A 26,767-nucleotide genomic window follows, 5' to 3' on the forward strand; every position below is an offset into this window, starting at 1 on the left:
ATGGTAGTAGATGAGCGCGGCGGAGACGCCGGCCTCGGTCGCGAGCTCCGCGACCCGCAGTCCGCGCACGCCGCGGCGGCTGATGACCCGCGTGGCGGCCCTGAGTATCTCTGTTCGACGGTCTGACACGGGCATTCACTCTACCTGCACAGAAGCAATCCTGACGAGATTTTCAGCGAAGAAATCCCGTGGTGAGGGGCCTGTACGGGTACGGAGGCGGTCCGAGAGGGCCGCGTTCCCCGATCAGGTGCGCTTCATGCCTTGACTGAATTTTCAGTCCAGAGCAGGATGTGTGTCACCCCACACACCTCCCGAACCCTCAAGGGAGTCTTCATGAACACCCCTGTCACCTCCCGGCGGAGCCTGCTCAAGTTCGGCGCGGCCGCCGCGCCGCTGGCCGCCCTCGGCCTCGCCCTCCCCGGTGCCGGAGCGGCCCGGGCCGCCACCGCCCCCAACGGTGCGACCCTGCGGATGCCGGCCGAGGACGGCCGTCACGTGCGGACCTTCATGTCCTGGCCGGCCCTGCGCTCGGTCTGGTCCTACGACCTCGCGGTGGTCCGGCGGGACATCGCCAACGTCGCGTACGAGATATCCCGCTACGAGCCGGTCGTGGTGCTGGCCCGGCCCGAGCAGGCCGCGGACGCCCGCTACTACTGCGGCTCGGGCGCCTACCACCGGATCGACGTCGAGGAGATCCGCAACGACGACCTCTGGATCCGCGACTTCGGTCCCACCTTCGTGGTCGCCCCCGGCGCCGTGGCCGGCGTGGACACCAACTTCAACGGCTGGGGCAAGACCGGCACCTCGTACTACCAGCAGTTCCAGAACGACGCGGTGGCGGCCGAGGAGCTGCTCTACCGCTACAACGTGCCGCGGATCAAGGCCGGTTTCGTCGGCGAGGGCGGCTCGCTGGAGACCGACGGCGAGGGCACCCTGCTGGTCACCGAGAGCTCGCTGGTCAACCCGAACCGCAACCCGGGGATGAGCCGGGCCCAGGTGGAGCAGGAGCTCAAGTCCTCGCTCGGCCAGGACAAGGTGATCTGGGTGCCGGGCCTCGCCGGGCAGGACATCACCGACTGCCACATCGACTGCCTGGCCCGCTTCACCGCGCCCGGCAAGGTCATCCTGGACCAGCCGGGGCCGGACACCGACCCCAAGTGGGTGCGGGTCTACGAGGAGACCAAGCGGATCCTCCAGAGCGCCACCGACGCCCGCGGCCGCCGCCTGCAGATCACCGAACTCCCGGGCCCGGACAAGAAGTTGATCCGTGGCGGTGGCAAGGAGTTCCTCTCCAGCTACACCAACTACTACACCGTCAACGGCGCGGTGATCGCCCCGCAGTTCGGCGACCGCTACGCGGACGGCCTCGCGTACACGATCCTCCAGGCCGCCTACCCGGACCGCCGGGTGGTGCAGCTGAACATCGACGGCATCGCCTCGGGCGGCGGCGGCATCCACTGCGCCACCCAGTCCCAGCCCGCCGTCCCGCCGGCGTACTGAGCCCGGCCGCTCCACCCCCTGAACCACCCCCTAGAGAAGAGTTGTCATGACGTTCCGCATGCCCGCCGAGTGGACCGAGCACGAGGGCTGCCTGATGGCCTGGCCCACCCGCGAGGACCTCTGGGGCGCCACCTTCGAGGACGCCAAGCGCGAGTACGCGCAGGTGGCCCGGGCGATCTCCGAGTTCGAGCCGGTGACCATGGTCGCCGCCCCGGGCCAGGGCGAGGAGGCCCGCGCGCTCTGCGGCGAGGGCATCGAGGTGACCGAACTGCCCATCGACGACGCGTGGTTCCGCGACTCCGCGCCGATCTTCGTGCTCGACCAGGACGGCGCCCGGGCCGGGGTGGACTTCCGGTTCAACGCCTGGGGCGGCAAGCACAGCCCCTGGGACTCCGACGACCGGATCTCCGGCCTGCTGCTGGAGCGCCTCGGCGTCGAGCGGATCGACTCCCGGATGATCCTGGAGGGCGGCGCCGTCACCGTGGACGGCGAGGGCACCCTGATCACCACCGAGCAGTGCCTGCTCCACCCGAACCGCAACCCGGGCATGAGCAAGGAGGAGATCGAGGCCGAGCTGATCGCCAAGCTCGGCGTCACCAAGGTGATCTGGCTGCCCTACGGCGGTCTGCTGGACACCGAGACCGACGGCCACGTGGACGGCGTCTGCGCCTTCACCGGCCCCGGCCAGGTGCTGATCCAGCTCCCGAGCGACCCGAACCATCCCGACTACCAGCGGATGCGCGACAACCGCGCCGTGTTGGAGGCGGCCGTGGACGCCCGGGGCCGCACACTGGAGATCATCGACCTCCCGCAGACGGTCTTCACCGAGATCGCCGGCCAGGAGATCGAGGTCTGCTACCTCAACTTCTACGTCGCCAACGGCGGCGTGGTCGTCCCCGTCGCCGACCTCCCCGGCGAGGAGGAGGCGCTCGCGGTGATCGCCGAGTGCTTCCCCGGCCGCAAGGTGGTCGGCGTCCGGGCCCGGGCCATCGCCTTCGGTGGCGGCGGCGTGCACTGCATCACCCAGCAGATCCCGAAGGAGCCCCGCGCATGACTCGCCGTCAGTACCGCTCCGCCGTCGTCAGATCCTCGGCGTTGGCGGCCGCCGCACTGCTCGCCCTGACCGCCTCGGCCTGCTCCGGGCCGCCGAAGACCGGGAACCTCGACGGCGAGGGCTTCAAGCTCTCCGCCGGGACCCCGGCCGGCAAGGACGGGCTGGACTCCTTCAGCTGGGCGGTGTACGCCGAACCGCCCACCCTGGACTACATCTCCGCCTTCGACTACCCGCAGAACACGGTGCTCTCCAACGTCTGCGAGAGCCTGATGCGGTGGAACCCGGACCTCACCCTGGGCCCCGGCCTGGCCGAGAAGGCGAGCAACCCTGACCCCAACACCTGGGTCTACGACCTGCGGCCGAACGTGAAGTTCCACGACGGCGGCACCCTCACCGCCGACGACGTGGTCTACAGCCTCGGCCGCCAGATGAACCCGGACAACGCCGCCGCCTGGGCCCAGCAGTTCCAGCACGTCAGCTCGATCACCAAGACCGGGCCGCTCCAGGTCACCGTCAAGCTGACCCAGCCCGACTCGCAGTTCAACCAGTACATGGCCACCGCCGCCGGGGTGATCGCCTCCAAGGCGGGCGTCGAGGCGGCCGGCAAGGACTACGGCACCACCGGCAGCCTGGCCTGCACCGGCCCCTTCAAGCTCGGCACCTGGACCAAGGGCCAGTCGATCGAGCTGGAGCGCTTCGACGGCTACTGGGGCACCAAGGCCAAGTCCAAGAAGGCGGTCTTCCGCTTCCTCACCGACCCCTCGGCCCGGGTCAACGCGCTGCTCAGCGGCGAGGCCGACGGCGGCTACCTGATCCCCACCGAGGCCTACCAGCGGCTGCGCTCCAGCGGCGCCGGCACGCTGTACTTCGGCGAGGGCCTGAGCACCGTCAACGTCAACGTCACCACCATGAAGGGCGTGCTCGGCGACGTGCGGGTCCGCCAGGCGCTCTCGCTGGCGCTGGACCGCTCGGGCTTCCAGAAGGCCGGGCTCGGCGGGTCCGGGCAGGTCACCGGTTCGCTCACCACCCGGGCCGCCTGGGCCGGAGCCCCCGAGACGGTCCGCAAGCAGGCCTTCGAGGGCCTCACCCCGACCGAGCCCGACCTGGCCAAGGCCAAGGCCCTGATCCAGGAGGCCGGCGCCACCGGCAAGAGCATCACCGTGGCCACCAGCCCGATCGGCCTGGACGTCTCGGTGCTCGCCACCGCCGTGCAGGCGGCCGGGGCCAAGATCGGACTGGACGTCAAGCTCAAGACCATCGCGCCGAACGCGTTCACCGCGCTGTTCACCGACCCGCAGGCGCGCGAGGGGATCGACATGTTCCCCGAGACGTACTACGACTCGATCACCGACCCGCTGGACCTGCTGGCCAACTTCAAGACCGGCGCCTACCAGAACTTCGCCTCCTACAGCGACCCGGTCTACGACGGCCTGGTGGACGAGGCCGTGAAGGCCAACGACCCCGCCCTGCGGTACGCGCTCAGCGCCAAGCTCCAGAAGACCGCCTCCGAGCAGCTGCTCTGGATCCCGGTCGCCGAGTGGCCGACCGCCGTCTTCCTCAACAAGCGGATCAGCGGCGCCCCGACCACCATCTCCTACCTCTACCAGCCGTGGGCGGCCGCGGTGGGAGCTGCACCGTGAGCTTCCTGAGATTCGCCGCCCGACGGCTGGCCGAGATGGCCGCCACCCTGGCGGCCGCCTCCTTCGTGATCTTCGGGGCGATGTACCTCGCGCCGGGCAGCCCTGCCAGCTTCCTGCTGGCGGGCCGCTCGGCCTCCCCCGAGGCCATCGCGGCGGTCAACGCCCAGTACCACCTGGACGACCCGTTCTTCGTGCAGTACCTGCGCTGGGCCGGGCAGATCCTGCACGGCGACTTCGGACGCTCCGTCACCTACCGCACGGACGTCTCCCGGCTGCTCGCCGACCGGCTGCCGGCCACCCTGCTGCTGGTCGCCATGGCCCTGGTCCTGGTGCTGGTGATCGGGCTGCTGCTCGGCTGGCTCGGCGCCGTCAAGGGCGGCGCGGTGGACTCCACCGTGCTGGTCACCACCACCGTGGCCCTCGGCACCCCGTCCTTCGTCGCCGCCGTGCTGCTCCAGGGCGTCTTCGCGGTCGGCCTCGGCTGGTTCCCCACCGGCGGCACGGGGGAGGGCTTCGGCGACATGGTCTGGCACCTCACCCTGCCCGCCGTCGCGCTCGCGCTCTACCTGATCGGCATGCTGGCCCGGGTCACCCGGGCCGCGATGGCCGAGGTGATGGGCCACGAGCACGTCACGGTGGCGCGCAGCCGCGGGGTGACGGAGCACCAGGTGATCCGCCGTCACGTCTTCCGCAACGCGCTGGGCACCGTGCTCACCACCGGCGGCCTGATCGTCTCCACCCTGCTGGTCTGCACCGTCCTGGTGGAGACCGCGTTCAGCGTCGGCGGCATCGGCCAGCTGCTCGAACTCTCCACCACCACCAAGGACTTCCCCACCGTGCAGGCCATCTCACTGATCATGGTCGGGCTGTTCATGGGGGTGAACCTGCTGGTCGACCTGGTCCACCCGCTGGTCGACCCCCGGGTCACCCTCGGCTCCGGGAGGAGCGCCGGATGACCGCCACCCTGATCCGCCGACCGGGCCTGGCCCGGATCCGCACCGACCGCAGCCTGCTCCAGCTGCTCTGCCTGGGCTTCGTCGCCCTGGTGGTGCTGGCCGCGCTGCTCGCCCCCTGGCTGGCCCCGGAGGACCCCAACGCGGTCGACCTCGGCAACGCGCTGGCCGGCCCCTCCGCCGAGCACCTGCTCGGCGTGGACGCCTCCGGCCGGGACACCCTCTCCCGGCTGCTGCTAGGCGCCCGCACCTCGCTGCTCGGCCCGCTCGGCGTGGTGGCCTTCTCCACCCTGGCCGGCGTCGCCATCGGCGTCACCGCCGCCTGGCGCGGCGGCTGGCTGGACTCGGTGCTCTCCCGCAGCACCGAACTGGTCTTCGCCTTCCCGGGCATGCTGCTCGCCATCCTGATCGTCTCGGTCTACGGCGAGGGCCTGCTCGCCCCGGTGATCGCCCTGGCCATCGCCTACCTGCCCTACGTCAGCCGGCTCACCCGCTCACTGGTGCTGGCCGAGCGCTCCCGCCCCTACGTCGAGGCCTACCAGGTGCAGGGCCACTCCGGCCTGCAGATCTGCCTGCGGCACGTCATCCCCGGCATCGCGCCGGTGGTGCTCGCCCAGTCCACCGTCAACTTCGGCTACGCCCTGATCGACCTGGCCGGCCTCTCCTTCCTCGGGCTCGGCGTCCCCGCCCTCACCCCCGACTGGGGCCGGATGGTCTTCGACGGACAGTCCGCCATCCAGAACGGCTACCCGCTCTCCGCCGTCCTGCCCTGCGTCGCGATCGTGCTGACCGTCGTCGCCTTCAACGTCGTCGGCGAGCGCTGGGCCGACCAGGTCGCCAGGAGGGACCGATGACCACCCTCGACAAGCAGCCGCTCCCGGAGACGCAGCCCACCCTGGAGGTCCGGGGCTACCGGCTGCGCCTGCCCGGCACCGCCCGGCCCGTGCTCGCCGGGGTCGACCTCACCGTCGGCGCCGCCGAGACCGTCGCCCTGGTGGGGGAGTCCGGCTCCGGCAAGAGCCTCACCTCCCGCAGCGCCCTCGGCCTGCTGCCGCCCGGCGCCGTCACCGAGGGCGCCCTGCGGGTGGCCGGGGACGACGTGCTCACCATGACGCCCGCCCAGCTGCGCAGGCTGCGCACCCACACCGCCGCGATGGTCTTCCAGGACCCGAGGGCCGCCGTCAACCCGATGCGCCGCCTCGGCGACTTCCTCACCGAGAGCCTCCGGTTTGGACCGGCCGGCGGCCGCTCCGCCCAGGAAGCGGAGCAGCGCGCGGTGGAGATGCTGGACGCCGTGGGCCTGCCCGCCTCGGTGCTCGGCCGCTACCCCGGCCAGGTCTCCGGCGGCATGCTCCAGCGGGTGATGATCGCCGCCGCCCTGATGGGCGACCCGGCGCTGATCCTGGCCGACGAGCCGACCACCGCACTGGACGTCAGCTCGCAGGCGGAGGTGGTGGCGCTGCTCGACGACCTCCAGCAGCGCTTCGGCACCGGCCTGCTGTTCGTCACCCACGACCTGGGCCTGGCCGCCGCGATCAGCGACCGGGTGTACGTGATGTACGCCGGGCGGATCGTGGAGACCGGCCAGGCCGAGGCGCTGTTCGAGCGCCCGCGCCACCCGTACTCGGCGGCCCTGCTCGCGGCCACCCCGCGGCTGGACGCGCCGGGCGGCCGGCTGGCCGCGATCGAGGGGCGGCCGCCCAGCCTGCGCGAGGAGCTGACGGGGTGTCCGTTCGCCCCGCGCTGCCCGATCGCCACCTTCGAGTGCACCCAGCAGGAGCCCGCCCTGCTGCCCGTCGCGGGCGAGCCGGGGCGCCTGGCGGCCTGCCACCACAGCGACCGAACCGGTGAGGTCCTCGCCCATGGCTGATCACGCGACCGATCACGCGACGCCCGCCGCACCCGTCCTGGAGGTGCTCGGCCTGCACCGCTCCTACGGCGAGGTGCAGGCGGTGGACAACGTCTCCTTCACGCTCGCCGAGGGCGGCTCGCTCGGCATCGTCGGTGAGTCCGGTTCCGGCAAGACCACCAGCGCCCGGATCGTGGTCGGCCTCGAACGGGCCGACTCCGGACGGGTGTTGGTCAACGGCCGGGACCGGATGGCGGCCGGGGCCAGGGGCAAGGCGGCCCGGCTGGCCCGGGCGCGCGAGGTGCAGATGGTCTTCCAGGACCCGTACCTCTCGCTGGACCCGCGCTGCACCGTCGGCAGCGCGCTGACCGAGACGCTGAAGCTGCACTTCCCCGAGGCCGACCACCGCAGCCGGATCGAGGAACTGCTGGAGCAGGTCGGCCTCGGCGCCCGGGAGGCCTCCGCGCTGCCCCGCCAGCTCTCCGGCGGACAGCGCCAACGCGTGGCCATCGCCCGGGCGTTGGCGGTGGAGCCGGCCGTGCTGGTGCTGGACGAGGCGGTGGCCGCGCTCGACGTCTCGGTGCAGGCGCAGATCCTCAACCTGCTGGCGGAGATCCGCGAGCGGACCGGGATCGGCTACCTCTTCATCACCCACGACCTGGGCGTCGTGCGCTGCGTCACCGAGGACGTGATCGTGATGCGGCAGGGCCGGATCGTCGAGCAGGGCCGTACCGCTGAGGTGCTGGCCAGGCCACAACACCCCTACACCCGCCTCTTGTTGGACTCGGTCCCGCGTCCGGGCTGGGACCCGAAGGCGATCGCGGCGGCGCGGCGCGCGCTCTAGGGCCAGTCTGACAATTCGCGTCGGATCAGGCCGGGTCGTTCGGTGCGTGCGATCGGCGTGCGGCCGGGGCGCCCTCGTAGCGGAGCTACTTGGGCGTTTCGGCCGTGCGGCGAGCGTGCGTGCCGGGCGGGCCGGACCCGGCGGGAATTGTCAGACTGGCTCTAGGGTCGGCTGCCGGGCGGTCCGCGGCCCCGGCGGCGTCGGGCGTTCCTTCCGACACCGCCGGGGCTGCGGTGCGTTGCCGTGCGGTGCGGCGGGTACCCGGAGTACGTGCCGGCCCGGCCACGGGTAGCCTGCACCCATGACCGCCGACCGTTCCGTTCCGGCCCCCTTCGACGCCGTCCTGGTGGAGGCGTTCGCCATCCTGCTCGGCGACTCGGGTGGTGAGGAGCCCGGTGCGCGCTACGGGGTCTTCCACGCCGACGACTCGCTGGACGAGTACCTGTTCCCGAACGGGTGGTGCGGCGCGGAGCAGCTCGCCGATCCCGAACCCCGCGAATTCCCGTACGGGGCCGACGAGTACGTACTCGGGGCGGCCGGCCGGAGGTTCCTCCCGGCGGAGAGCCTGTTCCGCTTCGACCCGATGCTGCTGGACGGCACCGGCCCCTGGGGCGAGGACGGCCACAAGGGGCCGCGGCCGTTCGACGCCGACTTCGCCGCCGCGGTCCGGGCCGCGGGCGTGGAGTCGGAGGAGAGCGGCGAAGTGCTGATCCGCGGCGCCGACTTGGCCGCTCTGCTGGCCCGGCACGGCGTCGACCTGGCCTCTGCCACCGCCCTCAACAACTGGCTCGGCGTGGTGCTGCGGATCGCCACCGACGGAACGCTGACGGACGCGATGCGCGCGGCCACCTTCACCACCGGCACCCCCGCCGACTGGACCCCCCTCCCGGGCGAGGACCGCGAACCGACCGCCGCCGAACCGTGGCAGGACGCCCTGGCCACCGTCCCCGAGCCCACCCTCCGCCGCCGGCTGCGCCACCTCAGCCTCCCTCCGCAGGACGCCCGCTCCCGAGGCGCCCGCTACCGCGCCGCCGACGCCTGGCCGGCGACCACCGACGCCGCGGCAGCCGGGGGCCATCGCCTCGTCGCGGCCTGGGAGTTCGGCGAGAGCCAGGCCGGCACGGCCGTCGTCCGGCTGGCTGATCCGGAGGCGGCGGCGTAGCGCGGTGGGGAGGAGCTGATCGAGGACCTCTGCTGTCACTCCCTCCGCCCCCGCGAGCACGTGGCGCGCGATCCTCATCTGGTCGTGGGGGATCACGCCGGCCGTCTGCCGGCCGGCCCGTGAGCCGAGCTTCTTGCGGTGGTCGGCCGGGCGAATCGCCCGTTCGGCCGGGTACGGGATCACGGGGATCGGGGGGTGGCGCGCCTAGGGTCGGGAGTCTGACGTTCTGTGGGTTTTCGTGGAGCAAGGGGAACCGACCGTGAGAGAGCCAGCCCTGTCGCGCCGGACGCTGCTGAGGTCGGGGTCGGTTCTGGCCGCCGTGGCGTTGTTGGACGGATGTTCGTCGTCGGGGGCTGACGAGGGGTCATCTCCTTCGGCTCCGGTTTCGGCCTCGCCGTCCCCGTCGCCCTCGCCGTCCCCGACGCCCGTGCCGCTCGCGATGCCGTCGGAGGCCAAGCCGCACACCAGGACCTTCATGGCCTGGCCCGCCCTGGACCAGGTCTGGGGCGATGACCTGCCCGCCGTCCGGCAGGACATCGCCCGCGTCGCGCAGGCCGTCGCCCGGTTCGAGCCCGTGGTCCTGATGGCCCGTCCGGAGCAGAGCGCCGAGGCCAGGCAGCTGTGCGGGTCCAGCGTGGAGGTGATCGACCTCGCGGTGGACGACCTGTGGGCCCGCGACACCGGCCCGACCTTCGTCACCGGCGGGGGAGCACTGGCCGGGGTCGACCTCAACTTCAACGGCTGGGGCAACAAGCAGACCCACGCCAACGACTCGCAGGTGGCCCGGAGGGTGCTGGAGCGCTACTCCGTCCGCCGGATCGAGGCGCCGATCACCGGGGAGGGCGGCGGCATCGAGGTGGACGGCGAGGGCACGCTGATGGCCACCGAGAGCTCGTGGGTCAACCCCAACCGCAATCCGGGCAAGAGCCGGGACCAGATCGAGGCCGCGTTCAAGGAGCTCTTCGGGGTCCGCAAGGTGCTCTGGTTCGCCGGCGTGGCCGGGCAGGACATCACCGACTGCCACATCGACGCCCTCGCCCGCTTCGCCGAGCCCGGCGTGGTGGTGCTGCACCGCCCCGGGCCGGACGCCGAGCCGGACATCTGGTCCCGCGCCTCCGACCAGGCGCTCCAGGTGCTCAAGGAGGCCACCGACGCCAACGGCCGCAAGCTGCGGATCGTCGAGCTGGTCGAGCCCGACCTGAGCCGCCTCCCGGACCGCGGCAAGGACTTCCTCGCCACCTACCTCAACTACTACGTCGTCAACGGCGGCGTCATCATGCCGAGTTTCGGCGACAAGGCCTCCGACGACCGGGCCGCCGGGATCCTCGGCGAGCTCCACCCGGGGCGCCAGGTGGTGCCCGTCGAGATCAACGCGATCGCGGCGGGCGGCGGCGGGATCCACTGCTCGACCCAGCAGCAGCCGGAGCCCGTTCGGTGAGCCCGCTGAGCGCGGTGCGACGGGCCCGTCCGGCGCGCTGGCAGTTCGGCCTGCTGGCCCTGGTCGTGGTGCTGTTGGCGGCCGGCATCACGCTCTACCTGGACGAGCGGAACAGCCGTCAGGAACCGCGCCGCCTGGGGGTCGAAGTCGTCGGCGACGGCGTGGAGTTGGACATGACGGTGCAGGAGGTGGACCCGAACGCGCAGGAGGTCACCCTCTACACCGTCCTGGTCCCGCACGGCGCCCTGGCCACCGGCCCGGAGTCACTGACCTTCACCCGCCCGGTCGAGGTCACCGTCAACGCGCAGACCGCCACCAAGCTGAAGGTGGAGGCGGGGCAGGCGGCCCAGCCGCAGGCGATCACCCTCGGCCTGTACGGCGGGACGCCCAGCGACTACCCCTTCGACCGGTACAAGCTGTCGGCGAGCTGGGCGGCCTCCTCGGGTGGCCAACCGGTGCCGCTGGAGGTGCTGTTCACCGATGCCGACCCGTTCTTCCTGACCAAGGCGAAGGACGTTTCGGAGGCTCCGTCCGAGGCGGTGCTGGAGGCGAAGATCACCCGCTCCCGGAGCACCTTCATCCTGGCCTGGTTCATGATCGCCACGATGTGGGCGCTGGCGCTCTCGGTGCTGGGCGGCGCCCAGGTGCTGATCCGCAAGCGCAGTCCGCTGGTCTGGCCCGCGCTCGGCTGGATGGCCGCCACCCTGTTCGCGCTGATCGGGCTGCGCAACGCCGCCACCGGCTCGCCGCCGATCGGCTGCCTGATGGACTACGTCGCGCTGTTCTGGGCGGAGGGCATCATCGCGGCGAGTCTGGTGTGCGCGGTGGCGAGCGGGCTGCGGGCGGAGCACCGGGCGGCAGCGGCCGAGGCGGGAGGCTGACGTAGGGTCAGCAGGTCCCGCCGGGCGCGGCCTCAGCCGGTGCCCGCCGTGACGCCGGCCGCCAGGCCTAGGAAGAGCGCGCGCAGGGCCCGGCGCGGGTCGTAGGCCGGCTCCAGGGACTGGTAGGCGGCGAGCCCGTCGGTCCCGGCCGCGGCGGCCTCGCCCAGCGGCCGGGGGTCCACCACGCCGCCGTGCTCGTCCGCCAGCACCCCGTACAGCGTGGTGAAGCAGGCCCGCCAGCGTCCGTACTCCGCCGCCAGCGCATCGCGCACCCGCTCGTCGTTCACGGCGAACCAGTGCAGGGCGGAGTGCAGCCGGGAGAGGTCCCCGGCCTCGGGCTGGCCGAGCAGCGCGATGACCCGTTCCAGCCGCTCCGCGAAGGGGCCGGGGGCCGCGACGGCCTCCTCGAGCGGGGTGACCCACTCCGGGCGGATCGCTTCGACCACGGCCACGATCAGGTCCGTGCGGGTCTGGAAGTGGTAGTGGCACATCCCGTGCGTGACCCCGGCGCGGGCCGCCACGTTCCGTGTGGTGAAGGGGACTTCGCCGTCTCCGGCCAGGAGCTCGCGGGCGGCGGTGAGCAGCCTGGCCCTGGTCTGCTCGCCCTTGGTCGAGGCACGGGGCTTGCGGACGGTCGTCGGCGTCTGGTCTTCGAGCTGGGCCATCCGCGCACTCTACCGAGCCGGGTGAGGCCGAGGTGACGTCAACCTGCGCGAAGTGCTGCCCAAAGTATTGACCGAGCGCTTGGTCAGTTTTACCTTCTGGGCATGGCCCTGGAGCGACCACGGCCGCACTGACGGAAGGTCACCACATGACCAGCGCACGCGATCCCCACGCGCAGTCGCACACCTCCCTCGGGAGACGAGGCTTCCTCGCCGCCGCCGGGCTCGCCGCGGCGGGCGCCACCTGGGCGGTGGCCGGCGGCGGCACCGCCGGGGCGTCCGTGACCCGCGGCTCCGCCTCGCCCGGCCTCGCGGGCTCGACCGGCCTGGCGGCCGGCACCTTCTCCGTGCCGGTGGACACCGTCCGGCACACCCGCACCTGGATGGCCTGGCCGGACGACGCCACCATCTGGACCGGCCGCAGCGGAGGCCGCCGCGGTGGCAAGGTGCCCTCGCTCAGCCAGATCCAGGGCAACATCGCCCTGGTGGCCAACACCATCGCCCGCTACGAGCCGGTCTACATGCTGGCCAACCCGGCCTCGGCGGCCCGGGCCCGCCAGCTCTGCACCGCCGCGAACATCACGATCATCACCAGCATCCCGGTGAACGACTGCTGGATGCGCGACACCGGCCCGGTCTTCCGCACCAACGGCCTCGGCGGCCTGGACACCATCGGCCTCAACTTCAACGGCTGGGGCGGCAACCAGGTCTACACCAACGACGGCAAGGTGGCCTCCCGGGTCGCCGCGCTGCTCGGCCTGCCGTTCACCGCCGCCTCGATCATCGGTGAGGGCGGGGCGGTCGAGACCGACGGCGCCGGCACCGTGATGGCCACCAAGAGCAGCCTGCTGGTCTCCAACCGGAACCCCGGGATGAGCCAGGCCACCGCCGAGACGGCGCTGAAGACCGCCTACGGTGCGAGCAAGGTGATCTGGTTCGCCGGTGTGGCGGGCCAGGACATCACCGGTGACCACGTGGACGCCACCTCGCGCTTCCTGGAGCCCGGCAAGGCGCTCGTCCAGTACCCCAACGCCACTGACGACCCGTCGGACGTCTGGACCAAGGACGAGATCAACCAGTACAACGTGCTCGCCGCCGCCACCGACGCGCGCGGCGTCCGCATCCAGGCCACCAAGCTCGGCGGCCCGGACTACTACTCCATCCGCCAGTCGGACCCGGCCTTCGTCGGCTCCTACGCCAACTACTACGTCTGCAACGACGCCGTCATCGCGGCCCAGTTCGGCGACTCCCGGGCCGACGCCGCCGCCAAGTCCAAGCTCCAGTCGCTCTTCCCGGGCCGCACCGTGGTCCAGCTGAACATCGACTACCTGGGCCTCGGCGGCGGCGGCATCCACTGCGTCACCCAGCAGCAGCCCGTCCCGTAGCCGTACGTGCGGGCCCCGGCGGCATCCCCTGCCCGCCGGGGCCCTTCGGCTACCGCGCCGCCGGGACTTTTTGCAGCATCGCCAGGCGGCTGGCGATCCGGTCCAGGTCGCGCAGCATCTCCGGCCCGGCCCCGGCGAGCGGGTCGGCCCCGATCAGGACCAGCCGGACGTCGCGGTCGCAGCAGACGTCCACCAGGTTCCCGAAGCGCTGCCGCCCGTCCGCCGTGGCCTCGGCGAGCGGGACGACACCGTCCACCACCACCGTGTCGAAGCGGCCGGCCAGCGCCAGGTAGTCCGGCACGGAGGTGGTGCTCTCGCAGAGCTCCCCGAACCCGACCCAGACGGTGCCGCCGCGCACCGCGCGGACCGTCAACTCCCGCAGGTGGCCCGCCACCGCGGTTCGCTCCTCGGCCGTCGGCGCGGCGAAGCCCGCCCGTTGGGCCTCCTCCCGGTCGAGCACCGCGCCCTCCGCGAACCTGCGCTCGCCGGAGGGGAGTTGGCCGATGCGGCGGAAGTCGGTCGGCCCCGACACGTCGAGGACGTCCATCCGCTCCTCGATCAGGGCGATCGTCGGCTCGAAGAGGTGGTGGTAGACGGGGTTCGGCATCAGGCCGGAGGGCGGGTAGTTGGAGGTGGTGACGAGGGTGACCCGCCGGTCCAGCAGGGTGCGGAACAGCCGGGCCACCAGCATCGCGTCACCCGCGTCATGGGCATGGAACTCGTCGAAGACCAACAGCTCCGCGTCCCCGAGCAGTTCCTCCACGGCCCGGTCGACGGCGCTGGTACGGGAGTCGGCGCCCACGGGTGCCGCGTGCGCCACGCCCTCGTGCAGCAGGTGGAAGAAGTCGTGGAAGTGCAGCCGTCGCTTCCGCTCACCCGGCACCGCCTCGAAGAAGGTGTCCACCAGCCAGCTCTTCCCCCGCCCGACCGGCCCCCAGACGTACAGCCCCCGCACCGGCGCCGGCGCCCTGAACAGCCGTCTGGCGCCGACCAGTTCCCCCGCCAGCCGGGCCAGCCGCTCCACGGCCGCCTCCTGAGCCTGCGACACGGTGAACCCCCGCCGCCCGGCATCCCGCCGGAAGTCCTCCCGGACCGCCTCGTACACCTTGATCGTCTTCGCGCTCACGGCCCGCGAGCCTAACCGATCACCGCTCCCGTGGGGCAGTGCGGCCCCGGTCCACCGGGAGTGTCGCGGTGCGGTCACCGGTTCGCACCGGCTTGCCGATGGGCCTCCCGGTGCGGCCGGCCGGTTGCCTAGGCTCGGGGCATGACTGCTGCCCAGTGGTACGTCCTCATCGAGGAGGACACCCGGATGACCAAGCACGCCGACGGGGTCGAACTGAAGCTGCACCACTGGACCCTGGTGGCCAGTCATCCGGTGGGCGGCAGTGAGGAGGACGCCCTGGGCGGTCGCCGAGGAGGCCGCCCTGAAGCACGTTCCGGACCTGCTGGCGCGTCACGCCAGGCCGGGGGACGTGCCGGCCCGCCAGGCGTTCCGCGCGGGGGACGGCTCCTGGCTGGTCTGGCTGCGGCAGCACCACCGCGAGTGCCACCTGCGGTCACGACTGCCCGGCTGGTGCACGTGGTCGAGGGGAACGACGCTCCGCCGAAGACCTTCCGCGACAGGCTCCGCAACGCCCTGGACGGCCCCGCGCCCGAGCCCACCCGCTGGGCACCGGGAGCGTGAGACCGGGCCACCGGTTGACGGCGACGTCCCTGACGGCAGGGCAGGACGGCCCGATGAGACCGGATGCCGTCCTCGCCGCCGATCACCTCCGCGTTCCTCGTACCGGGTCCTCCCCGGAGGAGCGGGTCGTCCCCGTCCGGGCGGTCCGGGACGCCGACCCGGACGCCACGCCGCCGGAGGTGCGGACCGTCGAGGGGGAGACGGTGTTCTTCCCGGCGGGGCAACGGGCCGAACTGCGGGCGTTCTGCGCACGGCACGGGATCGCCCTGCTGCGCCGCGCCGACGTGTGGGGCGACCTGCTGGAGCCGTTCCTGGACACCGAGTTCACCGCTGAGCACCGGGCCGGGCTGGAACCGGGTGAGGTGCCCGCCGTCAGGGACCGCGTCGCGCCCGACGCCCGCGCGGCGTTCCGGGCCTGGGCCACGGGGATCGCCGACCTCGCCTCGAACCCGTAGGTCAACGCCTTCCCCGCGCAGCGGCCGAGGAGGCCGCCCCGAAGCACCTGCCGGACCTGCTCGCCGTGAGAGGCCGGGGACGTTCCTGGATATCATCGCAGCTCAGAGGAGTCCGGACGGGAAGGGGGCGGGCCGTGTCAGCCGATGTCCGGCCGGGGCTGCTGCTGCACGCGGAGCGGTTTACCGGGCTGTACCGCGAACTGCCGCCCTTGGCGGGGCTGGTGCTGCGCTCGGTGCACCTGAGCCCGTACGGCGCTGCGGTGACCCTGCGGGTGGAGTTTCCGCGGTTCCCCGACCTCGCGCCGCCGGAGTGGACCGAGGCGGGCTGCGACCGGTTCGAGGCGCAGCTGGAGTTCGTCGCGGTGGAGGACCTCCGGATGCGGGGCGTGCCCGGGGCGACGGTGGTCGACGTGGCGTTCGGGGACTGGGTGCCGACCCCGGAGCGCCGGATCGAAGTCGCCGTGGCGGGGCGGGAGTTCTCGCTGCGGTTCACCGCCCACGGCGTGCGTCCGGGGCGCCTCAACGCCTACCGCTCCGAGGACGGGGACCCCTACACGGCCCGGCGCTGGTTCGACGGCCCGCTGGAGCGGCGCCGGTACGCGGTGCTGCCGCCCACCACCGCGAAGGTGTTCTATGAGTGAGCCCGACTGGTCCGCCGCGCTGGCCGACCCGGAGGTGATCCGTTCCGTCCTCGGCTCGCCCCCGCCACCGCTGACGGACCACCGGTTGGAGTCGCTCCTGGTCGACGAGCGCGGCAGCTCCGTGACGCTGCGGCTCTCCGCCTTCGCAGTGGCGGCGGGTGCGGCTGAGCTCTGGCGTGAACGGGGCCACAATGCCTACGAGTTCGTGCTGGTGTGTGGCGGTGTCAGTGATTTCGTGGTGGACGCCTGGTCCGGCTGGCCGCTCACCGAGGCCGTTCTGGAGGCCGGGGCCGTCACACTGACCGGCCGGGACCGGCGGGTGTCGTTCCGCGCCGAGGCGATCCGGGCCGAGCCCCCGGTCGGGCGGCTGTGGGGCCGCACGCCGTGAGAGGGTGGCCGGCTCAGTACTGGGTCGGCAGGCAGAGGTGGGGCATCCGGACGGCCTCGCCGTCCAACGCCCGCCGCAGGACGGCACGCAGGCGCTCGTCGTCCAGGAAGGCCCGGTAGTCGAAGGTGACGGCGAGGCGCCGGTCCAGGGACAGGACGTGCTCCACCGCGCTGCGGACCGGCGGGGCGAGGGGCCCGCGTCGGGAGAGTGCGGCGACCGCGGCCACGGCGGCGAGGTGGGTGAGCGGGTCCTGCCAGGGCTGGTAGCGCGGTGGCATCTCGGTGAGCCTGGCCGCCGTGGCCTCCAAGTCCCCGCGCAGGGTGGGTTCCCATGGAGGGGTGGTTCCGTCCCACGCGGACAGGACGGCGGCCGCGGTCCGTCCGGGGCGGGTCCCGGACCCGGCCCGGGCCAGCTCCAGCAGGGCGGGGCGCAGCGCGTCGGCGTGCTCCTCCAGCGTGAGCAGGGCGTCGTAGGGCTCGGGCCGGTGAGGGTCACACGCCTGGTACCCCCGGCCGGGCTCGCGGTCGAGGGCGGTCAACCCGTCGACCAGGCGCGGCATCACCCGTGGGTCGCCGATCCGCCCGAGGGCCCAGTGCGCGTAGTCGGTGACGCGGCCGTCGCGCACCTCGTCCTCGCCGGGATCGTCGAGGTGCGCGAGCAGCGCGTCCGTGAAGGGGGCGGCCGACGGCCCGAGCACCGCCAGCAGGTTCGCGGCCCGGACCCGGACGGCCGGCTCCGGGTCGTCCAGCAGCTCGCCCGCCACCCGGACCAGCCCCGGGCCGGTTGAGGGGCGGACCACCAGTACCTTCCAGGCAGCGTCCAACGCGGCTGTCCGGTACGTGAGTTCACCGGTCCGGGCGAGCTCGGAGGTGAACCGTGCGGCCAGTGGTCCCGGGAGGTCCTCGGCCGTCCCCAGGATCAGACCGGGCAGTTCGGTGCGGTACTCCGGGTCGGGCAGGTCCCACTCGGCCCCGACCGAGGCCGCCGCCCCCGGCTCCCGGAAGACGGTGACCAACTGCTCCGGCAGGCCGGCGGCTCCCTCGGGATCCAGCCGGGCGAGGCCGCGGAGGGCCGCCAGGCGCAGGGCGGCCGATGCCGTGGCGGCGGCCTCCAGCGCGAGCCGAGCGTCGTCGGAGTCCGAGCTCCCGGCGGCGAGCTCGCCGAGCCTCATGAGGAGCTTGATCCGCACCGCGGGCTCCTCCTCCGACCGGAGCCGCTCCAGCAGCGGGGCGTGACGCTCCACCAGGTCGACGGCCCACCGGCGGGTCCGCGGGTCCGGATCCTCGATGAGGTGCTCGGCCGCCGCTCGGCAGGAACGCCAGGCCGCGTGCCAGCCAGGGGCGATCCGCTCGGCGGGCTGCGTCCGTGCGGCACCGACCAGCATGAACAGGGTCGCTGCCACCTCGTGCCGGTCCGGCAGGGACGGATCACGTGCCAGTGCCGTCAGGAACGGCAGCGCGTCGGGCGCGAACGCCTCCATGCCCGTGGGGTCGCGGTAGAGCCGGTAGAACAGCTGGTACCCGTCCGCCGGTCCACCGCGCGCGATGCGCCGCAGCTCCGCGACCGCCTCCGCCGAGCCGTCATGTCGTCCGAGCCGGCTCCAGGCCGCGTCCACCGAGGTCACCACGTTCAGCGCGTTCATCCCGGCCATCCTCGCAGTGCCCCGACGAGCGGGGCGAACGGTTATCCCGTGCTGCGGTGACCCTGGGTCAGACGTCGCGGAGGAAGACGACGGCGTCGGCGTGGCCGACGGTGGCCGGATCGAGGGGGAAGTAGGTGTGGTTGGCGGGGGTGCGCAGTGGCGTGCCCGGGGGCAGGGCGGCGGCGAGGTCCGGGGCGGGGTGCAGCGTTCGGGGGTGGGCAGTTGCGAGGAGGAGGCCTTCGAGGGTGTCGGGGGCCGGGTGGTCGTCGGCGCGGGTGCCGAAGGTGGTGGCGGTGAAGGCGTAGCGGTCGGCCAGGCGGGTGGCGAGGAGGGCGCCGCCGCTCCACCAGGTGAGGCGTTGGCCGCCGAACCGCATGCTGCTCTCGGTGCGTTGGAGGTGGCTGTTGTGGGCGAAGGCGAGGGTCGGGCCGCGGTGGGCCTCGCGGTCGGCGACGGCGGAGAGGTTGTCGGCCATCATCAGGTCGCGCAGGCCGACCAGGGTGGTCAGCCGCCGAGGGCCGGGGTCGGCCAGGGCGGCGTGGTAGCGGAGCAGGCCGGTGGCGGTGCGGGCGTGCAGACCGGCCAGCCAGAGGTGCTCGGGGGAGGTGGCGGCCAGCAGCTTTGGGGTCCGGGCGGCGAGCAGGGCGGTGAGGTCGTCGGCGATCAGACGCAGCCGGTCCGCCTCCGGCGTGCGGCCGACGGACTTGGCCGGGTCCCACATCACCCCCGGGTCCGTCCACAGGGAGGAGTCGCCCAGGAGGGCGGTCAACTCGTCCAGGGCGACGGGCAGTTCGAGGTGAGGGGAGAGGAGGCCGTGCAGGGTGGTGAGCGCGGGGCCGGGGGCGGCGGCGCCGCTGACCTCCAGCGGGCCGTCGATGCCGTCGAAGCGGAGCCGGTCCTCCGGAGGGTGGGCGGCGTTCCACTGCCGCATCCAGCGCAGCAGCTCGCGATTGCCCGGGTAGGCGCCGAACCCGTGGCTGAAGCCGTGGGTGGTGGCGTGGTCGAGGTCCTCGGTGCGGCCCGCGACGTAGGCGTCCGCGGCCAGGGCTGACAGGCAGTCGGTTTCGAGGGCGATGGAGCGGTAGCCGCGGTGTTCGACCAGGTGGCGGAAGAGCTCGTTGCGCAGGTCGAGGAAGGCCTCCGCGCCGTGGGTGGGTTCGCCGAGGCCGAGTACCCGGACGGCGGGTGGGAGCAGGGCGGCCAGGTTCTCGCCGCTGAACGGGAGGACGGCGTCGGAGAGGGTGGAGGAGGTCATGGCTTCCACCGTATCCTTGAACCTTCGGTGTGAACTTTCGGAGGTCTGGACCCGAGGATGGGCGAGAAAACTCTCAAACGAAGGTTGCGTCCGGTCGATTTGGCCCGGGAGCACGGCCTCTCCACCCAGGCGGTGCGCAACTACGAGGAGGCCGGCTTCCTGCCGCCCGCCGACCGCTCCCCGCACGGCTACCGCGCCTACACTCCGCTGCACGCCACCGCCCTGCGCACCTTCCTGGCCCTGGTCCCCGGCCACGGCCACGCGAGCGCCGGCGCGGTGATGCGCGCGGTCAACGGGGGCGCGGTGGAGGAGGCGCTGCGGCTGATCGACGCGAGCCATGCCCTGTTGGCCGAGGACCGCCGGACGCTGGAGTCGGTGGCGGTGGCACTGCGCGACCTGGAGCCGGTGGAGGAGCGGGGGACGGAGGAGGGCGGCCTGCTGATCGGGCACCTGGCGCACCGTCTCGGTCTGCGCCCGGCGACCCTGCGCAAGTGGGAGGCGGCCGGGTTGGTGGTGCCCGAGCGGGACCGCCGTACCGGGTACCGGGTGTACGGGCCCGCCCGGGTGCGGGACGCGCTGCTGGCCCGTCAACTGCGGCGCGGAGGCCATGGGTTGCCGCAGATCGCGCTGGTGCTGGAGCAGGTCCGGACGGCCGGTGGGGCCGAGCCCCTGCAGGCAGCGATGGCGGAGTGGAACGGCCGCTTGACCGCGCGGGGCCGGGCCCTGCTGGCGGGGGCGGCGGCGCTCCACGGCTACCTGGAGGAGTTGCGGCAGGGCGACCAGGCCGGCTGAGGGAGGGTCAGGGGTCAGAGCCGTACGGTCAGTTCCACGTCCACCGGGTCGCCCGTGGTCAGGCCCAGCGGGGTGCGGACGGCGAGCTTCAGCGGCAGCAGGTAGGCCCCGTCCTTGGGGAAGAGCGAGGTGGTGAAGGCGCGGGAGCCGATCCGGGCCTCCACGGGGATCACGCCCCAGCCGTAGCTGGCCTGCGCGGCCACCTGACGGACGGCCGCCGACTCCTCCTCCGGCAGCGGGACGTAGTAGTACGGCGCCGGGCCGCGCCACTCGATCACGTGGCCGGTGAAGCTGAGGTCCATGCGGATGGTTCCGTTCACGGGTGCTGCCGGGGGTCCGCCCAGCGTAGCGGGCCGAGCGGACCCCCGGGCGTCAGCTCCGCGGCAGCAGCCGCATCGCGGTGGGCGAGCCGTCGCCGAGGTAGTCGCTCTCGCAGCCGTAGCGGCCCGGCCGGGCGGCGGAGAGCAGGGAGAGGCAGGCGCCGAGGGCGCGTTGGCCGAAGGCATTCGGGTGCATCGACTCCTCCAGCGTCCCTTGGGTGTTGGCGTAGTCGAGGAAGCGGAACCACTCGTGCCTGCGGGCGTCCGGCCCGCTCTGGCCGACCTGGGTGGTGCCGAGGGAGCAGACCTCGTGTCCGCTCATGGTCTCCTGGAGGTCGAGGAACTCGGCGCCCTTCGCGGCGGCCACCGAGCCGACCAGTTCGGCGAGTTGGGGCACCAGGGAGTAGCGGGCCCAGGAGGCGTCGCGGTTGTTGAACGGGCAGCCGTCGCGGTTCAGTCGGTTGGAGTCGCCCTCGCGCAGGCGGAACTCCTCGCCGCCCGGGATCGGGGAGGGGTAGGACTGGAGCACCAGCCGGTAGTCCGCGTTCCGGTACCCGGCGGCGGTCATCACCGAGCGGATGTCGTCCACCACGGCGGTGACCTTGGCCCGGACCCCGGGCAGCCTGCCGTCGACGACCGCCTGCTGCTCGTTCATGCAGAGCCGGCTGAACGCCCAGTCGTACGCGCACTCGCCGATGATCTCGCCGAAGCCGAGGTCGTTGCCGCCGATCGAGAGCACGACCAGCGAGATCCGCTTGCCGCGCGCGAGTTGGGCCAGCCGGTCGTTCTGCGGGGCCTCGCCCTTGAAGGCCTGGCCGCCGGCCGCCGTGCTGAGCACGTGCACCGTCTCGGCACCGGAACAGGCCAGGTTGAACCGCTCGGCCACCGGCAGGGCGGTGGCGCTGTTCAGCTCGGCGGTGTCCGAACGGTGGCAGCCCTCGACGGCGCCGGTGGTGCCGTACACCCGGGCGGGGTCGTACCGGCTGGCGGTCCAGGCGCGGTCGGTGCCGTTGCGGCTGCCGTCGTAGCGTGCGGTGTTGCCCAGCCAGCGGCCGCCCTCGCCGGAGATGAAGCTGTCGCCGAGGGCCACGGCCACGGCGGGGCCGGAGGGGACGGCCGGGGCAGCAGGGGCGGCCGGGCCGGCCGGGGCGGTGGCGTGGCCGGTGGCCGGGACGGCCAGGGTCAGCGCGGTGCCGAGCAGGAGGGCGGCGGTTCTCCGCCAACGGGTACGCATGGAGGGTCCTCCGGGAGGGTGTGGGGGCGTGCGGGGCTCTTCGCCGTCGGGCATGTCCACGCTACGATCGGCGGCCACTGGTTCCCCATCGATCGGCCACCGGGAGACCGGTGACGGGACGTCAGGGGGACGGGGGACGGGGGACGGATGGAGTTCGCGCTGCTCGGACCGCTCCGGGTGACCGACGGAGATGGGCGGGAGCTGCCGACCGGCGGCCCACGGGACCGGCGGGCGCTGGCGGTCCTGCTGCTGGACGCCGGGCGGGTGGTCACGGTCGGCCGCCTGGCCCGGGCGCTCTGGGAGGAGCCGCCGGCCACCGCGCGCGAGCAGGTGTTCAACGTGGTGGGCGGCCTGCGGCGGCGTTTCGCCGCGGGCACCGGCGGCGCGGCGGTGGGGCCGGAACGGACGGGGGACGACGGCTTCGTCCTGACGGTCGCTCAGGACGGCACGGACCTCGGCAGGTTCCGGGCATCGGTGGAGCGGGCCGCGGGCGACCCGGAGCGGGTGGCCGCACGGCTGCGGGAGGCCCTGGCGCTCTGGCGCGGACCGGCCCTCGGCGGACTCGGCGGCCCGGTGCTCGCGGCAGCGGCGGCGCAGTTGGAGGAGGAGCGGCTGAGCTGCCTGGAGCGGCGCGTCGAGGCCGACCTCGCATGCGGCCGCCACCGCGAACTCGTTGACGAGCTCGCCGGGTTGACTGCCGAACACCCGCTGCGCGAGCGCTTCACGGAGCTCACCCTGCTCGCCCTCCACCGCTCCGGCCGGCGCGCCGAGGCCCTGGAGCTGTACACCCGGACCCGCCGCACGCTGGCCGAGGAGCTCGGCCTCGACCCCGGCGCCGAACTCACCCGCCTGCACCGGGCCGTGCTCGCCGACCGGTCGGTGCAGCCCGAGCCGGGGCCCGGGCCGAGGCCTCGGTCGGAGCGCGAGCCGAGGCCGCTGTCGGAGCCCGAGCCGAAGCCCGTGCGGGAGGGTGCGCCGGAGGAGGGGCCGGGCGGTGCGGTGTTGCCCGTGCCCGCCCAACTACCGTCCGACAGCCAGGCGTTCGTCGACCGACCGGCCGCCGTCCGGGCCCTGCTGCGGGCCCTCGCCGCCGACCGGCGCCCGGAGGCCGTCCCGGTCTGTCTGATCAGCGGCCAGGCCGGAGCGGGGAAGACCGCGTTGGCCGTCCACGTCGCCCACCGATGCCGGGCCGCCTACCCCGACGGCCAGCTCTTCGTCGACCTGCGCGGGGCGGACCGACGCCCCGCCGACCCCGGCGAGGTGCTGGCCGGCTTCCTGCGCGCCCTCGGCGTGGACGGCCGCCGCCTGCCCGGCACCACCGCCGAACGCGCCGCCCTCTACCGCACCCTGCTGGCCGACCGCCGGGTCCTGGTACTGCTGGACAACGCCGCCGACGAGGAGCAGGCCCGCCCCCTGCTGCCGGGCACCCCGGGCAGCGCGGTGCTGCTCACCAGCCGGCGGCGCCTGCCCGGCCTGGACCTGCGGCTCTCCCTGCCGCTCGGCCCGTTGGACGAGGCCTCCGCCGTGGCGCTGCTGGCCGCCGTCGCGGGGCCCGAGCGGGTCGGCGCGGAGCCCGAGGCGGCCCGTACCCTGGCCGGGCTCTGCGGCCACCTCCCGCTGGCGGTACGGATCGTGGCCGCCAAACTGGCCGCGCACCCGCACCGCGGAATGGCCGAGCTGGTGGACCGCCTGGCCGACGAACGCCGCCGCCTGGACGAACTGACCCACGGCACCCTGGGCGTCCGTGCCGGGCTCTCCCTCACGCACCGGACGCTGTCCGGGCCCGCCCGCGCCCTGCTGCGCCGCACGGCCCTGCTGGACGCCCCCGACTTCGCCGCCTGGACGGCGGCGGCCGCGTCGGGCCGCCCACTGGCCGAGACCGAGCACCTGCTGGACGCCCTGGTGGCCACCCACCTGCTGGAGGCCGACCGCCCGGCCGGCGCACGGCAGGTGCGCTACCGCTACCACGACCTGGTCCGCGCGTACGGACGCGAGCGGGCCGAGGCGGAGGAGCCGCCGGGGGAGCGGGAGGCGGCCCTGGGCCGGGTGCTGCGTCGCTGGGTCACGCTGGTGCGGGCGGGCCGGGTGGCCCACCAGGGCAGCGACTATCCGGCCCGGATCGGCGGGCCGGACCGATCGGCGGGCGAAGTGCGGCGCGGTCGGCAGGAACTGACGGACAGCGAGCCCGGGCCGCCGCCGACCCCGGAGGCGGTGGAGGAGGACGGGCCGGCGGCGGTGACGGCCGATCCGGTCGGTTGGCTGGGGGAGGAGCGCGAGGCGCTGGTGGCCACCGTGCGGCAGGCGGCCGGTCTGCCGCACGGGGACGAACATGCCTCCGCCTGCTGGGAGTTGGCGGCACTCGGGGAGTACCTCTTCGACCTGCGCAGCGACCTGGCGGGCTGGCGCACCGTGCAGGAGCTCGGCCTGGCGGCGGCCCGGGCGGCGGGGGAGCGCCGGGCCGAGGCCGCGCTCCTGGTGGGCCTGGGCCGGTGCAGGGCCACCCACGAGGAGTGGGACGCCGCCCGGGAGACCCTGGAGGAGGGCGCGGCGCTCTTCGGCGAGCTGGGCGACGAGCACGGCCGGGCGTACGCGGGCTGGGTGCTCTCCTACCTCGACCGGCTCCAGGGACGGACGGGCGAGGCGATGGACCGCTGCCGTCGCGGAGCCGAGGTGTTCGCCGCGGCCGGTGACCTCTACGGGCAGGCGCACGCGCTGCGCGGGCTGGGGCAGTTGCTGCTGGCGGAGGGGCGGCAGGAGGAGGCGCTGCGGCTGTTCCGGGAGGCGTTGGAGACGGCGGGGCGGGGCGGTGCGGTCTGGCCGAGGATGAGCATGCTGCGCTGGGTGGCCGAGGCGCACCGCCTGCTGGGCCGCCACCGGGAGGCGGAGCGGGACTTCGCGGAGGTGCTGGCCCACACCAGGGAGGGCGGGGACCTGGCGGGCCAGACCGCCGCCCACACCGGCCTGGGCCGGGTGGCCCTGGACCGGGGCGATCTCCCGGGAGCGCTGCGGGAGTTGCGCACCGCGGCCGCGATCGGCCGCCGCTCCGGCCAGACCGTGATGCACGCCCTGGCCGCCGATCCGCTGGCCGAGGCCCTGCTCGCGGCGGGCCGTCCGGGCGACGCCCGGGCCGTCCTGGACGGCCCGATCACCGACTGCCGCACCATGCGTACCGGTCCGCTGCTGGACCGACTGCTGGCCCGCCGTGAGCAGGCCCGCTCGGAGGAAGCCCGCTCGGAGGAGGCCCGGCGCGTGGTGGCGGCAGGCGGCGAGTGACGGACGGTCGGGTCAGCCGTTCCGGTGCGTGATCCGGCCGTTCGACACGGTCAGGGCGACCGGGGACTGGGCGAGTTCGTCCGCCGGGACGGTGAGCGGGTCGAGGGCGAGGGCGGTGAGGTCGGCGCGCAGACCGGGGGCGATCCGTCCGGCGCGGTCGGCCTCGCCCGCGGCGACGGCGGCGTGCGTGGTGCAACCCTCCAGCGCCATCAGCGCGGTGAGGCCCTGCTCGGGGACCACCGGCGGGATGTCCGAACCGGGGGCGCGGCGCAGCTGCGCGTGGGCCAGCACCACACGCGGGTCGGAGTTCGAGACCGGCCAGTCGGAGCCGAGGACCAGCACCGCGCCGGTGTCGCGCAGGGTGCGGCAGGGCCAGGCGAGCGCGGCGCGCTCGGGGCCGAGGCGCCGCGCCCACTCGTCGGTCCGGTCCGCGCGGGTGAAGGCGCTGTGGGCGGGCTGCATGGAGGCGATCACGCCGAGCTGCGCGAACCGGACGGCCTGCTCGCGCGGCAGGGTCTCGATGTGCTCGACGCGGTGGCGCATCCGCCCGTCCGGGCCGAGCGCGGCGACGGTGTCCAGGACGTGGCGCACGCCGGCGTCGCCGATGGCGTGGGTGGCGGTCCGCACCCCGGCGGCGTGCAGGTGGTGGACCGCGGCGGTGTACTCGGCCGGGTCGAGCCAGAGCCCCTCGCGGCTCTGCCCGTGGCAGTCGCCGTGCTCCAGCCAGGCCGAGCCGCCCTCGACGGTGCCGTCCATGAACAGCTTGACGCCCTCGACCAGCCAGCCGCGCCCTGCGGTGCCGTGCAGTGCGGCGAGTCCGTCGAGCCCGTCCCGGTCGGTGCCGGGCATGCACCACGGGTTGATCCGCAGCCGCAGCGGCAGCTCCTCCCGCTCCTCGATCGCGCGGAGCAGGTCCAGCACCTCTCCGCCGGCGTCCATCACGTGGGCGCCGGTCAGGCCGGTGGACGCCATCTCGGTGAGCAGGCCCCGCAGTTCCTCGCGGCGTTCGGCGAGCGGGCGGCGCGGCAGGATCGCGGTGACCGGGTCCATCGCGGCGTGCTCGATCAGGTGGCCGGTGGGGACGCCGTCGGCGTCGCAGACGACGGTGGCGCGCTGGGCGAAGGTGCGCGGCCCGTCGATCCCGGCGGCGCGCAGGGCGGCGCCGCTGACCAGCGCGGAGTGGACGTCGTACAGGCGGAGGAAGACGGGGACCTCCGGGCCGAGCACGGACTCCAGCAGCTCGCGGTGGACGGGGCGGCCGCCGAAGGCGTTGTGGTCGAGCCCCCAGCCGACCACCCACCCGTCGGTCCGCTCGGCGGCGGTCAGCGCCGCGCGCAGCCCGTCCAGGTCGCGCACGGCGGAGAAGTCCGTGCCGGCGGCCATCTCCAGGCCCAGGGCTGGGTGGCTGTGGCCGTCGGTCAGACCGGGCACGAGGGTCGCCGCGCCGAGGTCGACCACCTCGGTGCCGGGCCCGCGCCAGTCGCGGGCGTCCCGGGCGTCGCCGACGGCGGTGATCAGGCCGTCCCGGACGGCCACGGCGGTGGCCTGCGGCCGGCCCGGGTCCAGGGTGTGCATCCGGGCGGCGAGCACGACGAGGTCGGGGGTCACGGTGAACTCCTGGGAAGGTGACGGCAGGTCAGACGTCGGTTCCGTAAACCTAAAGCATGATGGTTTCTGCACCCTAGCCCGTGCGGCTAGGGTGCGGGAAGACC

25 protein-coding genes are annotated in these 26,767 nt (G+C 73.8%); 17 read left to right on the forward strand and 8 right to left on the reverse strand.

Annotated elements, in window-relative coordinates; translation table 11 throughout:
- Window positions 1-135: helix-turn-helix domain-containing protein (locus ABD946_RS08580; RefSeq protein ID WP_425558559.1), on the reverse strand; the 135-nt coding region annotated here is incomplete at its 3' end.
- Window positions 136-333: 198 nt separating this feature from the next.
- On the opposite strand from ABD946_RS08580, the gene ABD946_RS08585 reads away from it, so the two are divergent.
- The 10 genes from ABD946_RS08585 (at window position 334) to ABD946_RS08630 (ending at window position 11,321) form a co-directional block, all read left to right on the forward strand.
- Window positions 334-1,500 (forward strand): agmatine deiminase family protein, encoded by a 1,167-nt coding sequence (locus ABD946_RS08585; protein ID WP_345281654.1) that lies wholly within the window; start codon window positions 334-336, stop codon window positions 1,498-1,500.
- A gap of 46 nt (window positions 1,501-1,546) precedes the next feature.
- Entirely contained in the window at window positions 1,547-2,554 is a 1,008-nt protein-coding gene (locus ABD946_RS08590) for an agmatine deiminase family protein (RefSeq protein ID WP_345281656.1), read from the forward strand.
- Window positions 2,551-4,194 (forward strand): ABC transporter substrate-binding protein, encoded by a 1,644-nt coding sequence (locus tag ABD946_RS08595; protein ID WP_345281658.1) that lies wholly within the window; start codon window positions 2,551-2,553, stop codon window positions 4,192-4,194. The genes ABD946_RS08590 and ABD946_RS08595 overlap by 4 nt, the downstream gene beginning before the upstream one ends.
- Window positions 4,191-5,150: an ABC transporter permease gene (locus ABD946_RS08600; protein ID WP_345281660.1), complete on the forward strand. Its 960-nt coding sequence runs from the start codon at window positions 4,191-4,193 to the stop codon at window positions 5,148-5,150. The genes ABD946_RS08595 and ABD946_RS08600 overlap by 4 nt, the downstream gene beginning before the upstream one ends.
- Window positions 5,147-6,001 carry an ABC transporter permease gene (locus ABD946_RS08605; protein WP_345281662.1) on the forward strand — a complete coding sequence of 285 codons (855 nt, stop codon included), beginning with the start codon at window positions 5,147-5,149 and terminating at the stop codon, window positions 5,999-6,001. The genes ABD946_RS08600 and ABD946_RS08605 overlap by 4 nt, the downstream gene beginning before the upstream one ends.
- Entirely contained in the window at window positions 5,998-7,017 is a 1,020-nt protein-coding gene (locus tag ABD946_RS08610) for an ABC transporter ATP-binding protein (protein WP_345281664.1), read from the forward strand. Before ABD946_RS08605 ends, ABD946_RS08610 begins: the two co-directional genes overlap by 4 nt.
- Window positions 7,010-7,840: an ABC transporter ATP-binding protein gene (locus tag ABD946_RS08615; protein WP_345281666.1), complete on the forward strand. Its 831-nt coding sequence runs from the start codon at window positions 7,010-7,012 to the stop codon at window positions 7,838-7,840. The genes ABD946_RS08610 and ABD946_RS08615 overlap by 8 nt, the downstream gene beginning before the upstream one ends.
- A 301-nt stretch (window positions 7,841-8,141) precedes the next feature.
- Window positions 8,142-9,002: a hypothetical protein gene (locus tag ABD946_RS08620; protein WP_345281668.1), complete on the forward strand. Its 861-nt coding sequence runs from the start codon at window positions 8,142-8,144 to the stop codon at window positions 9,000-9,002.
- Between the two features lie 427 nt (window positions 9,003-9,429).
- Window positions 9,430-10,440 carry an agmatine deiminase family protein gene (locus ABD946_RS08625; protein WP_345281670.1) on the forward strand — a complete coding sequence of 337 codons (1,011 nt, stop codon included), beginning with the start codon at window positions 9,430-9,432 and terminating at the stop codon, window positions 10,438-10,440.
- Window positions 10,437-11,321, forward strand: coding sequence for a DUF4436 family protein (locus ABD946_RS08630; protein WP_345281672.1), 885 nt, complete (start codon window positions 10,437-10,439; stop codon window positions 11,319-11,321). The genes ABD946_RS08625 and ABD946_RS08630 overlap by 4 nt, the downstream gene beginning before the upstream one ends.
- Before the next feature lie 32 nt (window positions 11,322-11,353).
- Here the strand turns inward: ABD946_RS08630 and ABD946_RS08635 are convergent, their stop codons facing one another.
- The gene (locus ABD946_RS08635; protein ID WP_345281674.1) at window positions 11,354-11,986 is read right to left on the reverse strand and encodes a TetR/AcrR family transcriptional regulator; all 633 of its coding nucleotides are present in this window, start codon (window positions 11,984-11,986) and stop codon (window positions 11,354-11,356) included.
- A 146-nt stretch (window positions 11,987-12,132) separates the two neighbouring features.
- Between ABD946_RS08635 and ABD946_RS08640 the strand changes: the two genes are divergently transcribed.
- A complete protein-coding gene (locus ABD946_RS08640; RefSeq protein WP_345281675.1) occupies window positions 12,133-13,368 on the forward strand; it encodes an agmatine deiminase family protein in 1,236 nt (411 codons plus the stop codon).
- Between the two features lie 49 nt (window positions 13,369-13,417).
- Here ABD946_RS08640 and zapE read toward each other — a convergent pair whose 3' ends face one another.
- Window positions 13,418-14,494 carry a cell division protein ZapE gene (gene zapE, locus ABD946_RS08645; protein ID WP_345281677.1) on the reverse strand — a complete coding sequence of 359 codons (1,077 nt, stop codon included), beginning with the start codon at window positions 14,492-14,494 and terminating at the stop codon, window positions 13,418-13,420.
- Between the two features lie 141 nt (window positions 14,495-14,635).
- Here zapE and ABD946_RS08650 point away from each other — a divergent pair, with 141 nt between their 5' ends.
- The 4 genes from ABD946_RS08650 (at window position 14,636) to ABD946_RS08665 (ending at window position 16,539) form a co-directional block, all read left to right on the forward strand.
- On the forward strand, window positions 14,636-15,055 hold the full coding sequence (locus ABD946_RS08650; protein ID WP_345281679.1) for a hypothetical protein: 420 nt from the start codon (window positions 14,636-14,638) through the stop codon (window positions 15,053-15,055).
- A 53-nt stretch (window positions 15,056-15,108) separates the two neighbouring features.
- A complete protein-coding gene (locus ABD946_RS08655) occupies window positions 15,109-15,510 on the forward strand; it encodes a hypothetical protein (protein WP_345281680.1) in 402 nt (133 codons plus the stop codon).
- Between the two features lie 134 nt (window positions 15,511-15,644).
- The gene (locus ABD946_RS08660) at window positions 15,645-16,151 is read left to right on the forward strand and encodes an Imm50 family immunity protein (RefSeq protein ID WP_345281682.1); all 507 of its coding nucleotides are present in this window, start codon (window positions 15,645-15,647) and stop codon (window positions 16,149-16,151) included.
- Window positions 16,144-16,539 (forward strand): Imm50 family immunity protein, encoded by a 396-nt coding sequence (locus ABD946_RS08665; protein ID WP_345281684.1) that lies wholly within the window; start codon window positions 16,144-16,146, stop codon window positions 16,537-16,539. The genes ABD946_RS08660 and ABD946_RS08665 overlap by 8 nt, the downstream gene beginning before the upstream one ends.
- Window positions 16,540-16,552: 13 nt before the next feature.
- On the opposite strand, the gene ABD946_RS08670 is transcribed toward ABD946_RS08665, so the two are convergent.
- Together ABD946_RS08670 and ABD946_RS08675 are read right to left on the reverse strand one after the other, a co-directional pair.
- Complete coding sequence (locus tag ABD946_RS08670; RefSeq protein ID WP_345281686.1) at window positions 16,553-18,181, reverse strand: HEAT repeat domain-containing protein; 1,629 nt, start codon at window positions 18,179-18,181, stop codon at window positions 16,553-16,555.
- A 67-nt stretch (window positions 18,182-18,248) separates the two neighbouring features.
- Window positions 18,249-19,436 (reverse strand): erythromycin esterase family protein, encoded by a 1,188-nt coding sequence (locus ABD946_RS08675; protein WP_345281688.1) that lies wholly within the window; start codon window positions 19,434-19,436, stop codon window positions 18,249-18,251.
- A gap of 57 nt (window positions 19,437-19,493) precedes the next feature.
- Here ABD946_RS08675 and ABD946_RS08680 point away from each other — a divergent pair, with 57 nt between their 5' ends.
- A complete protein-coding gene (locus tag ABD946_RS08680) occupies window positions 19,494-20,228 on the forward strand; it encodes a MerR family transcriptional regulator (RefSeq protein WP_345281690.1) in 735 nt (244 codons plus the stop codon).
- Window positions 20,229-20,242: 14 nt separating this feature from the next.
- Here ABD946_RS08680 and ABD946_RS08685 read toward each other — a convergent pair whose 3' ends face one another.
- Both ABD946_RS08685 and ABD946_RS08690 read right to left on the reverse strand, forming a co-directional pair.
- A complete protein-coding gene (locus tag ABD946_RS08685) occupies window positions 20,243-20,530 on the reverse strand; it encodes a DUF1905 domain-containing protein (RefSeq protein ID WP_345281692.1) in 288 nt (95 codons plus the stop codon).
- 70 nt (window positions 20,531-20,600) lie between these two features.
- Complete coding sequence (locus tag ABD946_RS08690; RefSeq protein WP_345281694.1) at window positions 20,601-21,782, reverse strand: GDSL-type esterase/lipase family protein; 1,182 nt, start codon at window positions 21,780-21,782, stop codon at window positions 20,601-20,603.
- Window positions 21,783-21,929: 147 nt separating this feature from the next.
- On the opposite strand from ABD946_RS08690, the gene ABD946_RS08695 reads away from it, so the two are divergent.
- The gene (locus ABD946_RS08695; protein ID WP_345281696.1) at window positions 21,930-25,055 is read left to right on the forward strand and encodes an AfsR/SARP family transcriptional regulator; all 3,126 of its coding nucleotides are present in this window, start codon (window positions 21,930-21,932) and stop codon (window positions 25,053-25,055) included.
- A 12-nt stretch (window positions 25,056-25,067) separates the two neighbouring features.
- On the opposite strand, the gene ABD946_RS08700 is transcribed toward ABD946_RS08695, so the two are convergent.
- Complete coding sequence (locus ABD946_RS08700; protein WP_345281772.1) at window positions 25,068-26,630, reverse strand: amidohydrolase; 1,563 nt, start codon at window positions 26,628-26,630, stop codon at window positions 25,068-25,070.
- Window positions 26,631-26,767 lie beyond the last annotated feature (137 nt).

The organism is Kitasatospora albolonga (genome assembly GCF_039535905.1).
Classification (GTDB): Bacteria; Actinomycetota; Actinomycetes; order Streptomycetales; family Streptomycetaceae; genus Kitasatospora; species Kitasatospora albolonga.

What these genes read in the sequence shown, in the direction of transcription:
- ABD946_RS08585 (WP_345281654.1), top strand. Translation starts at nt 334, where the DNA reads ATGAACACCCCTGTCACCTCCCGGCGGAGCCTGCTCAAGTTCGGCGCG.
- ABD946_RS08590 (WP_345281656.1), top strand. Translation starts at nt 1,547, where the DNA reads ATGACGTTCCGCATGCCCGCCGAGTGGACCGAGCACGAGGGCTGCCTG.
- ABD946_RS08595 (WP_345281658.1), top strand. Translation starts at nt 2,551, where the DNA reads ATGACTCGCCGTCAGTACCGCTCCGCCGTCGTCAGATCCTCGGCGTTG.
- ABD946_RS08605 (WP_345281662.1), top strand. Translation starts at nt 5,147, where the DNA reads ATGACCGCCACCCTGATCCGCCGACCGGGCCTGGCCCGGATCCGCACC.
- ABD946_RS08610 (WP_345281664.1), top strand. Translation starts at nt 5,998, where the DNA reads ATGACCACCCTCGACAAGCAGCCGCTCCCGGAGACGCAGCCCACCCTG.
- ABD946_RS08615 (WP_345281666.1), top strand. Translation starts at nt 7,010, where the DNA reads ATGGCTGATCACGCGACCGATCACGCGACGCCCGCCGCACCCGTCCTG.
- ABD946_RS08620 (WP_345281668.1), top strand. Translation starts at nt 8,142, where the DNA reads ATGACCGCCGACCGTTCCGTTCCGGCCCCCTTCGACGCCGTCCTGGTG.
- ABD946_RS08635 (WP_345281674.1), bottom strand. Translation starts at nt 11,986, where the DNA reads ATGGCCCAGCTCGAAGACCAGACGCCGACGACCGTCCGCAAGCCCCGT.
- ABD946_RS08640 (WP_345281675.1), top strand. Translation starts at nt 12,133, where the DNA reads ATGACCAGCGCACGCGATCCCCACGCGCAGTCGCACACCTCCCTCGGG.
- ABD946_RS08650 (WP_345281679.1), top strand. Translation starts at nt 14,636, where the DNA reads ATGACTGCTGCCCAGTGGTACGTCCTCATCGAGGAGGACACCCGGATG.
- ABD946_RS08655 (WP_345281680.1), top strand. Translation starts at nt 15,109, where the DNA reads ATGAGACCGGATGCCGTCCTCGCCGCCGATCACCTCCGCGTTCCTCGT.
- ABD946_RS08665 (WP_345281684.1), top strand. Translation starts at nt 16,144, where the DNA reads ATGAGTGAGCCCGACTGGTCCGCCGCGCTGGCCGACCCGGAGGTGATC.
- ABD946_RS08670 (WP_345281686.1), bottom strand. Translation starts at nt 18,181, where the DNA reads ATGAACGCGCTGAACGTGGTGACCTCGGTGGACGCGGCCTGGAGCCGG.
- ABD946_RS08675 (WP_345281688.1), bottom strand. Translation starts at nt 19,436, where the DNA reads ATGACCTCCTCCACCCTCTCCGACGCCGTCCTCCCGTTCAGCGGCGAG.
- ABD946_RS08680 (WP_345281690.1), top strand. Translation starts at nt 19,494, where the DNA reads ATGGGCGAGAAAACTCTCAAACGAAGGTTGCGTCCGGTCGATTTGGCC.
- ABD946_RS08685 (WP_345281692.1), bottom strand. Translation starts at nt 20,530, where the DNA reads ATGGACCTCAGCTTCACCGGCCACGTGATCGAGTGGCGCGGCCCGGCG.
- ABD946_RS08690 (WP_345281694.1), bottom strand. Translation starts at nt 21,782, where the DNA reads ATGCGTACCCGTTGGCGGAGAACCGCCGCCCTCCTGCTCGGCACCGCG.
- ABD946_RS08695 (WP_345281696.1), top strand. Translation starts at nt 21,930, where the DNA reads ATGGAGTTCGCGCTGCTCGGACCGCTCCGGGTGACCGACGGAGATGGG.
- ABD946_RS08700 (WP_345281772.1), bottom strand. Translation starts at nt 26,630, where the DNA reads ATGCACACCCTGGACCCGGGCCGGCCGCAGGCCACCGCCGTGGCCGTC.